The 7,902-nt window shown below is 63.1% G+C and carries 11 protein-coding genes; 9 read left to right on the top strand and 2 right to left on the bottom strand.

The window, feature by feature from the left end; translation table 11 throughout:
- Window positions 1-1,041 precede the first annotated feature (1,041 nt).
- Window positions 1,042-1,605 (bottom strand): dihydrofolate reductase family protein, encoded by a 564-nt coding sequence (locus RIN13_RS19535; RefSeq protein ID WP_309108977.1) that lies wholly within the window; start codon window positions 1,603-1,605, stop codon window positions 1,042-1,044.
- 488 nt (window positions 1,606-2,093) lie between these two features.
- Here RIN13_RS19535 and RIN13_RS19530 point away from each other — a divergent pair, with 488 nt between their 5' ends.
- Window positions 2,094-2,327 (top strand): helicase associated domain-containing protein, encoded by a 234-nt coding sequence (locus RIN13_RS19530; protein WP_309108976.1) that lies wholly within the window; start codon window positions 2,094-2,096, stop codon window positions 2,325-2,327.
- Between the two features lie 11 nt (window positions 2,328-2,338).
- Here the strand turns inward: RIN13_RS19530 and RIN13_RS19525 are convergent, their stop codons facing one another.
- On the bottom strand, window positions 2,339-2,899 hold the full coding sequence (locus tag RIN13_RS19525) for a hypothetical protein (protein WP_309108975.1): 561 nt from the start codon (window positions 2,897-2,899) through the stop codon (window positions 2,339-2,341).
- A 344-nt stretch (window positions 2,900-3,243) separates the two neighbouring features.
- Between RIN13_RS19525 and RIN13_RS19520 the strand changes: the two genes are divergently transcribed.
- From RIN13_RS19520 to RIN13_RS19485, 8 genes are all read left to right on the top strand, one after another.
- Entirely contained in the window at window positions 3,244-3,588 is a 345-nt protein-coding gene (locus tag RIN13_RS19520) for a hypothetical protein (RefSeq protein WP_309108974.1), read from the top strand.
- A gap of 639 nt (window positions 3,589-4,227) precedes the next feature.
- Window positions 4,228-4,518 (top strand): hypothetical protein, encoded by a 291-nt coding sequence (locus RIN13_RS19515; protein WP_309108973.1) that lies wholly within the window; start codon window positions 4,228-4,230, stop codon window positions 4,516-4,518.
- A gap of 130 nt (window positions 4,519-4,648) precedes the next feature.
- Entirely contained in the window at window positions 4,649-5,314 is a 666-nt protein-coding gene (locus tag RIN13_RS19510) for a DUF3841 domain-containing protein (protein ID WP_309108972.1), read from the top strand.
- Between the two features lie 92 nt (window positions 5,315-5,406).
- The gene (locus tag RIN13_RS19505; protein WP_309108971.1) at window positions 5,407-5,637 is read left to right on the top strand and encodes a hypothetical protein; all 231 of its coding nucleotides are present in this window, start codon (window positions 5,407-5,409) and stop codon (window positions 5,635-5,637) included.
- Between the two features lie 279 nt (window positions 5,638-5,916).
- Entirely contained in the window at window positions 5,917-6,408 is a 492-nt protein-coding gene (locus tag RIN13_RS19500; protein ID WP_309108970.1) for a hypothetical protein, read from the top strand.
- A 108-nt stretch (window positions 6,409-6,516) separates the two neighbouring features.
- Window positions 6,517-6,882, top strand: a complete 366-nt coding sequence (locus RIN13_RS19495) for a hypothetical protein (protein WP_309108969.1) — start codon at window positions 6,517-6,519, stop codon at window positions 6,880-6,882.
- A gap of 508 nt (window positions 6,883-7,390) precedes the next feature.
- Window positions 7,391-7,687: a hypothetical protein gene (locus RIN13_RS19490; RefSeq protein ID WP_309108968.1), complete on the top strand. Its 297-nt coding sequence runs from the start codon at window positions 7,391-7,393 to the stop codon at window positions 7,685-7,687.
- A 70-nt stretch (window positions 7,688-7,757) separates the two neighbouring features.
- Window positions 7,758-7,880 (top strand): hypothetical protein, encoded by a 123-nt coding sequence (locus RIN13_RS19485; RefSeq protein WP_309108967.1) that lies wholly within the window; start codon window positions 7,758-7,760, stop codon window positions 7,878-7,880.
- Window positions 7,881-7,902: the final 22 nt, after the last annotated feature.

Below are 7,902 nucleotides of genomic sequence, written 5' to 3'. Positions count from 1 at the left end.
CTTCTGGGGCTAGTGATCGATACATCTCCGCTCTTCAGGCCCCGCCGAAGGCAGTCTGCAATGCGGACAGCGTCTTCTCTTTTCGCCGTTTCGCGAAGTTTGATGCTCAAGTGCGTGGATGGCAGATTTGCACTTTGAATTGACTCTTCGATACTTGGGTCTTTCAGGCATGGGTCGATCACGCCGCTCCGCGGGCCTGACACACCTACGATCCAGCGGTCAGATGTGCCGGAAGTGATGTCTGCATCGCCAGGGTCCACTGCGCAGCTTCCTACGGCAAGGGGAAGAACACTAATACCAATGAGCCACTGGTATTTCGCCCTCTGGGCCCCTCCCTGAGCTCCAAGCATGGCCTGAGCATACTCCTGAAGACCAAAGCATTTGAGGAGATCGTGACCTCAGATAGCCCCTCCCTTCGGTAGCATCGCCAGCATGACCACGTGCTCTGTGCTGCGCTGCCCTGAAACTCCAGCGAGCGTCTTCAAGCTCATGCCCGGTTCCAACTTGGAAGTGCCTGTCTGTACTGGACACAAGGGAGTCTTGGAGGGCGGTGCTCATTGGATGGTCCATGGTGGCACGAGCGTGCCACCTGAAAACGACGCCCAAGAGTCCACAGGAATCAGCCTTCTCATGGGAGCGGATCTCCCGGACCGAAACCGGCTGATTGGATTCGGTGTCAGCCCGACTATAGGGGACGAACTCGGTTTCGCGGTGGAATTGAACATTGATGCCCCGAACGGTCAGCAACGGGTTGCATTCTGGATGACAGGATGTCGGTAGGCGACTTGGTGCCTTCCTGGCTAACCCCTCCGAACCATCTGCCTCGCCGGGCGGATAGTGTTCCAGATCCTGTGAATCGCAGCGGTATTTGGCGTTGTTCCGGCAGCGGTACGTGGCGGGCCCTCGTTCGAGGAACGCTAAGCGGGACGAATCGGTCCGGTAAAAGAAGAGGATCCGGCAGGAACGTCACGATCGCCTCGGAACACAGCGCTACGAGATCCTTGGGTGGCCCGAAGCCCGTGCTGCTTCGATGCCGGGCACTCAGCGCCTGGTCTTGTACCTGGTAAGGACCACACTGTCGGGAAACGTCCGGGTCTCCACCAGGCTCAGGTTCACCCAGTGGTCCAAGGCTGTGAAGAACGGCGTGCCGCCGCCCACCAGTACCGGATGGGTGACGATCGCGTACTCGTCGATCAGCCCGGCCCTCATGGCCGCCGCGGCGAGTGTGGCACCGCCGATGTCCATAGGGCCGCCGTCGTCGGCCTTGAGCCGGGTGATCTCGGTGACCGCGTCGTCGGTGACTAGGCGAGTATTCCAGTCGACCGTGCTGGTCGTCGAGGAGAACACCACCTTCGGCATGTCCCGCCAGCGGCGGGCGAACTCGATCTGCGCAGGTGTGGCGCCAGGCTGCTGGTCGCCGGTCGGCCAGTGGGAGCTCATCGTCTCCCACAGTTTGCGCCCGTACAGCGCCAGGCCGGTCGCCCCCACCCGGTCGGACCACCATTGGAACAGCTCGTCGCTCGGTACGCTCCAGCCGAGGTCGTCGCCGGGCGCGGCGATGTAGCCGTCCAGGCTCAGGTTCATGGCGAAGGTCAGTTTGCGCATGGCGTCAGTCTCCCGTGAGTCGGTATTCGTTGTACAGACCAGCACGGCGCGGAAAAGTCATCGGTCAGGCCACACCGAGGGCCAGCTGACCACCATTCCAAGCTCCGGACGGAAAGGATCCCGCACCGGTACCGTTAGGCAATCCCTCAACTACCTGACGGTGATTCCTGAACGGACGCCCGCGCTGGCCTTCGTCTCGCTGCCGTTCAGGACCCCGGCCTGCACCAGGCGCACCGATCAGCAACCAGGAAAGCCAAGGCGACTGCCCGCGGGCTGGAACGGATGCGGCAACTAGTGGCCATGGTCCAGGCAACGGGACGCTACCCGTCCCGGAATGCCGGCAGAACCTCCGAGCGATCGCTGGCGGTGTGGCTGTAGCGCCGGCGCGAAGAGGCCCGGGCTGGCACGCTCGCCCAGGAGTGCCGGGACGGGCTGGCGGTGCTGGACGGCTGGGCAGGCAAGCCCCGTGCAGAGGCTGACGAGGAACGGTGGCAGGAGCGCCTGCAAGCATTGACGGCGTACCGGGCGGCAGGGAACGACTGGCCCGGCACAAGGCCAACATCATCGGCGAAGAGCACGAACTGGGTGCCTGGCTGCACTTTCAGCGGTCCAAGGCCCGCCGTGGGCAACTCGATCCCCAGAAAGCCGAAGCCCTGGACGCCGCCCTCCCCGGGTGGCGGAGTGGCAGGGCGCGCGGCCGACGGTCCAGAAGCCAGTCCTGACGGGCAGTCTGTCAGCGGCCCCTGACGCTGGCCTTGATGTTCTCCAGGGCCGCCAGGTCCTCGTCGTCCGGTTCAGTGCGGACGATGGCGAGCGTCTGCACCATGTGCCCCAGATCAGCCGAGGTGATCGTATTCGTGTGAACGCTGACCGTTAATGTGCCCGTGAACCGGGGGTCTTCCAGGTTCGTGAGCGCAGCGGTCAGCGTCCCGGATTCCTCCACCAGCGGCCGGCTGGCGTCTATCTGCCAGTCATCGTCTTCCCGGCCCAGGAAGGTCGAGTACCGCGGCAGCACGAGGGACCACGGAGGAAAACGCGGCGGCTGGCCACCCCTGTCGGGGGCTTCCTCGAAATACCCAGAGTCCTGCTCAAACCGCATTCCCCACGGCGCCTTGAGGTACCGGCCACCACTGTCGTTGGTGACCTCCCAGAAACCGCCCGGGAAGTACCGGAAGGAGCCCGTCTCGCCCTCCGGCCCGGAGGCACTCCTGTACGTGGTGGCAAAGTCTCCCGCGGCAAACCCCGGATCGGCACGTGCCAGGAGTCCGATCAACTGCTGATGGTTGGGGATCATGAGGAGAAGCGTAGCCGCATTCCAGACAATTGGGGGTCGGCCCCGAGGGGCGCATCGGCATCGGCATCATCATCCTGTGGCGGCAGCCGGACAGGGGAGAAGGGATACAGCCCGGCGGTTGAGCTGTATCCCTCCCTTGGTCCCGTCGTGCGGATGGTCCCACCCCCAATTCGGGCGCATGCACCCGGAGGACCATGCCGCCGGAACTCCCTGAGCCCCCTCATCGGAGAACCCAGCACTTTATGTTTTTATCAATTGCTAAAAACTTCAAGTCGGCCAAGGGTAGCGGCTAGTGTGTGACGAAGGCCTTCGGGGAACCGGCTGATTGCTAGGGGGATAGCTACATGCCAGGAATTGTGACATTTTCGGCGGCAGCATTGCCGAGGGACGGCGCAGAGGATGCGTTCCGGGACAGTGTGCAGAACCTGCGGCTGCATGCCATTGATGACTGCTTCCTTACCGTGTTCCATGTCGGGGACTCCTACGCCCTGCTCAGCGGGGAAACAATCCCGGGCGCCCACACCGCCACCAACTCGGCCCTCTCCGCCTACCTGACCCGTTGCCTTATTGGAGACGACGTGGCTCTGGACCTGGAGGCGAAAATCGACCAGCTCCCGACGGAAACGGAGAGCACGGGCGCGAAGGCGTCCCTGATCCCCAGGTTCTTCCCCATCTACCCGTTCATCTAAAGGTTCTCAGCCCAGGTTTGATACCGGGTCCGGCTGACATTGCGGGGCAACTCCGGCCGGACCCGGCAGTCCTAGGCCGGCATGGGGTCCCTCGGCTTCGGATGTCGACCACTGTGCCTTCTCCACCTGATTGTTGCCCGGCGGCCTTTGGCCTCGGCACCCCCAGATTGGGGCGTGGACCCCCGGCGTCCCCGAAACCAGGAGCCTGGCATTTTTCGATGGAAGGCATGACGACTGCACCGCCAGTTGCTGTCACCCAGGACCTGGACAGGATCTCCACGGCCCGTGGGCAGCTCCGGAACCAGTCCGTGACCGATCAGGTAGCGCGGCCAGCCAGGAGAAAACCAACACATCTGACCAATTCTGGAGCCATTGACACCTCTCCGGCCCGGGCGTGTACTTGAGTCGGTTTCTGCCTGAACAGAAGCCTGCTCGGGAGCGCGATCGGAAATTGCCTCGGTTATCTTCCGCCGCTGCGAATCAACGGCCGGCCGCTAAAGGCACCGGGCGGCACCTTACGGTTTGCCTTGTGCGGATGGGCGTTCAGAGCCTTGCTGCTGCCAGGAGCCACAACCTCGGCGCAGGTCCCACCCTTGCCCGAGATCAGCCTTAACCGGATTAATTGGAGGAGAAGTAGAAATGTTCGCCAGACTCAGCACCTTCGGGACCGGACCGGAAACCATTTCGGACGCGCCGTCGCAAGACATCATTAACAGGGTGCTTGCAATTCCCGGGTGCAGGGGAATCTATTATCTGCACGGGAAAGAAACCGGCAAAGACCTGTCCATCACGTTGTGGGATTCCGAAGAATCCATGGTCGCGAGCCGGGAGACGGCGAATAGGCTCAGGACGGAGACCAGCGCAGCTGAGAGAACTGAGATCCTGTCCGTGGAGGAATTCGAGGTGACGGCCGGTAGTCTCAGAGACTGAGCTTCCAGCCAGGTCACGCCAAGCAAAAAGCGGGCTCTTGGAACCCTCGACTTACACATTGCCGCAGTGGTCCCAAAGGGCTTCTTCACGCTTCGCCGCAGTTGTCGGTGTTCTCCGCGATGATGGTGCCGTGCCTGCGTTTCCGATCACCACAGCCCGTCCCGCCGACGCCGTCCCCAAGGGGCGCATGGGCTATGACCTTGCGGCAGAGAGGCTGCTGCTGCACACCATCCAGAGCGAAGAGGCTTTCGAGGGGCTTCTTTCCACCGGCGCGCTCGAACCCGATCCATCCCGTGCGGAGCCGCTCCACGCGGACGCCTACGGGTGGATGTACCGGCAGATGACGGCACGGCTGCCCACCAAGGGGGATGGGGCGCTCTGGTTCTGGGCGCGGATCAGTCGCCAGGATCTGGTGGAGCTCTGCAAGCAGTCACCGGGGGAGGTGCTGCTGACCTGCAGGGTGCCTCGGGAACGGGTGCTGCTTTCGCAGTTCGGTGACTGGCATTCAACCCTGAACCGGAGTCCGCTGATCATTGAGCTTCCCGGTGAGAGCGACGAGGAGTACATGGCCCGGCTGGAGTGTGCTTTCGAGGACGTCGATGCCAGGGTCCGGGCCGCCGGGGTCACACCTGACGCCGGATACCGGCACTGGCCAGAGGATCTGCGGTCCGAGCTGGAGATCAGCTGGGAGTTCATCCTGGACCCGGGAAACTACGGGCGCTACGACAACTGGCAGGCCACCGCGCACTGCCTGTACGAGGACGACGTCATGGCGGCGGTCCGGCTTCAGGACTGAGGTGCTTGGCAGCTGGACGGCTCGCATACCGCAGCTATGTTCTTGACAGGACCCCCGCTGCTACGACCACCCTCAGGGTCTAGAATTGATTTATGCGCCCCGAGGAAGCGATCGCACTGGTTTTCGCGATGGCCCTCATGTGGGTCGGTACGATTCTGGTGCTGCTTTCCGGGCTGCCGGGAAGGCGGGCGCGGCGTCAGGAACGGAAAGCAGAACGGACAGCAGAACGGACTGCTCACCAGCGGTCACACCAGGTATCACGAGGGCGGAGGCTGGCGCACCGCCGGAGCCTCTCCCGCATCGGCCGGGCGCGAATCCCGTAGAACTGCCCCGGCCCTCTACTGGCTTAGGGCATCCGTTCTCAACCCCCAGGATGCCCATCCGGACTTAAGATTGCTGTATGGGTCTCGGACGACTACCCGCTTTGGGTCGAGTTCCGGCTGGACGGAATGTAGGGCCGGTCAGCGGTTGTTTTGAACTGCGGGCTTGACCACCATGGGAGTGTGGGAGCGAAAGACAAACGGCACCGGATAGGGTTTGCCCTGTGCCTACTGATCCCTCTAAACGGGACCACAGGGTGCGTCTATGAATACCCGGAGCCCGTGCAAACAGCAACAGCTGATTCAGAGCCCGCGCACACAGCAACAGCTGACCTGGCGCCGGCAACAGGGCCCCCGAAGCCATACTCTGATCCCCAAGTCCTGGAGCGCGAGGTCAAAAACTACGCTGAGCTGGACCGGCTCCTTAAGGCAGCGCCGGAACCAGTCCTCATTTCCGACGTGGGGCCACTGGATGGTCCCGTCAGGGGCTTTGGCAAAACCGAGAGGGTGCCGGCGGGCGGGCAGTACATCGTCACTGCAGCCTGTGTTGGTGCTTCCGGCGCGAAGGTCTCCGTCGGACAGGAGCATCCCGGTGCCCCCTTCCGGCCGTTGGAGATCGCGCTGGATTGCGCCGGCGCCACCTCGCATGTCATTGCACTTCAGCAAGGGTACATTTTCGCGCATCTGTTGTTGCCCAGCCCGGGTGATACGCCCTGGACAGGGGCAGTGGGCGGTGTCCGTGTGAGCGGACCGGTTGAGGCGCCTCACGCCTGATCGACGGCCGACCCGGCTCGACCGTTCGCCGCACCCCGTTTGGCAGGGCTCACCTGGGCCGGCACGGAACATGCTCTCACCGTCGGTGCCCTCAGCGATGATAGTGCAGTGCCTGCGCTTCCGATTAAGAAAGCCCGTTCCGCCGACGCCGTCCCCAGGGGACGCATGGCTTACGACCTCTCCGCTGACTGGCTGCTTCTGCACACGATCCCGACTGAAGAGGCATTCGAGGCGCTCCTCTCCGCCGGCGTGCTCCTGCCTGATCCGTCCCGTGTTGAGCCGTTCCATGGGGACGCTCATGAATGGATGTACCGGCAGATGGCGGCACGGCTGCCCACCGAGGGGGATGGGGCGCTCTGGTTCTGGGCACAGATCAGGCGCCAGGATCTCGTGGAGCTCTGCGAGAATTCACCGGGGGGTGCTGCTGGCCTGCAGGGTGCCTCGGGAACGGGTGCTGCTTTCGCAGTTCGGTGACTGGCATTCGGCCCTGAACCGGAGTCCGCTGATCATTGAGCTTCCCGGTGAGCGCGATGATGAGTCATGGCCCGGCTGGAGTGTGCCTTCGAGGACGTCGATGCCAGGGTCCGGGCCGCCGGGGTCACACCTGACGCCGGATACCGGCACTGGCCGGAGGACCTGCGGTCCGAACTGGAGAGCAGCTGGGAGTTCATCCTGGACCCGGGAAACTACGGGCGCTACGACAACTGGCAGGCCACCCGCGCACGGCCTGTACGAGAACGACGTCATGCAGGCGGTCCGGCTGCAACGCTGAGTCGGTCCCTGGTCCCGGTATCGGTTCGGTCGAATGCAGAGGACGACCATGAACCAGGCCCACAACCGATCCGACAGGAGCAACCAGACGAAGCCCCCTGCTCAAGCCGAATTACGGCCGCAAATACAACAACCAAAGGGGACCAGGGCTATTGCAGCTTTGTGTGCAGAGGTCCACGATGAGGGAATCCAACCCCATAAAGGAGCAGCTATGGAACCCACGGCCTGTGGAGTTATGCACTTCTTCCCAGGAGGGACAAGAGAGCAATACGAGGCATCGATTGCCACGACCCACCCAGCCGAAGGGCAATTGCCCGTCGGCCAGACCTTCCATGTGGCAGGGCCTTCCGCAGGTGGCTGGACCATCATGGCACTCTTCGAGTCGAAGGGAGCTTGGGAGCAGTACCGAGACAACGTCCTCCTTCCGCTATTGCAAAAGGGCGTCGAGGGCGGGTTCGCAACCGCGCCTGAAGAGACTGTGATCGACGTATACAAAATCATGCCTTAGCGTGACGGCTGAACGTGGGGGATGCTCCTCGACGAGTTCGCCGCCCGCCACAATCAGTAATGCCTGGCGCATGACCACCATCTGGCACCGCACTGCCCCCCGTTGGCAGCTCGTGCACATGCACGCCTCGGTGAAAGTGCCGGACGAGGAAGTGGGCGAACTCCAGGCGCGCTCGGGAACAACGCCAGCGTAGGTTCGGACAGCGCGGTGGATAG

This window comes from Arthrobacter sp. (assembly GCF_031179985.1).
Lineage (GTDB): Bacteria > Actinomycetota > Actinomycetes > Actinomycetales > Micrococcaceae > Arthrobacter.
This window is presented reverse-complemented; position numbering and strand designations above follow the sequence as displayed.

Bases quoted from the DNA above. Each gene is read 5' to 3' on its own strand.
- RIN13_RS19535 (WP_309108977.1), bottom strand. From the start codon at position 1,605: ATGCGCAAACTGACCTTCGCCATGAACCTGAGCCTGGACGGCTACATC.
- RIN13_RS19525 (WP_309108975.1), bottom strand. From the start codon at position 2,899: ATGATCCCCAACCATCAGCAGTTGATCGGACTCCTGGCACGTGCCGAT.
- RIN13_RS19520 (WP_309108974.1), top strand. From the start codon at position 3,244: ATGCCAGGAATTGTGACATTTTCGGCGGCAGCATTGCCGAGGGACGGC.
- RIN13_RS19515 (WP_309108973.1), top strand. From the start codon at position 4,228: ATGTTCGCCAGACTCAGCACCTTCGGGACCGGACCGGAAACCATTTCG.
- RIN13_RS19505 (WP_309108971.1), top strand. From the start codon at position 5,407: ATGCGCCCCGAGGAAGCGATCGCACTGGTTTTCGCGATGGCCCTCATG.
- RIN13_RS19490 (WP_309108968.1), top strand. From the start codon at position 7,391: ATGGAACCCACGGCCTGTGGAGTTATGCACTTCTTCCCAGGAGGGACA.
- RIN13_RS19485 (WP_309108967.1), top strand. From the start codon at position 7,758: ATGACCACCATCTGGCACCGCACTGCCCCCCGTTGGCAGCTCGTGCAC.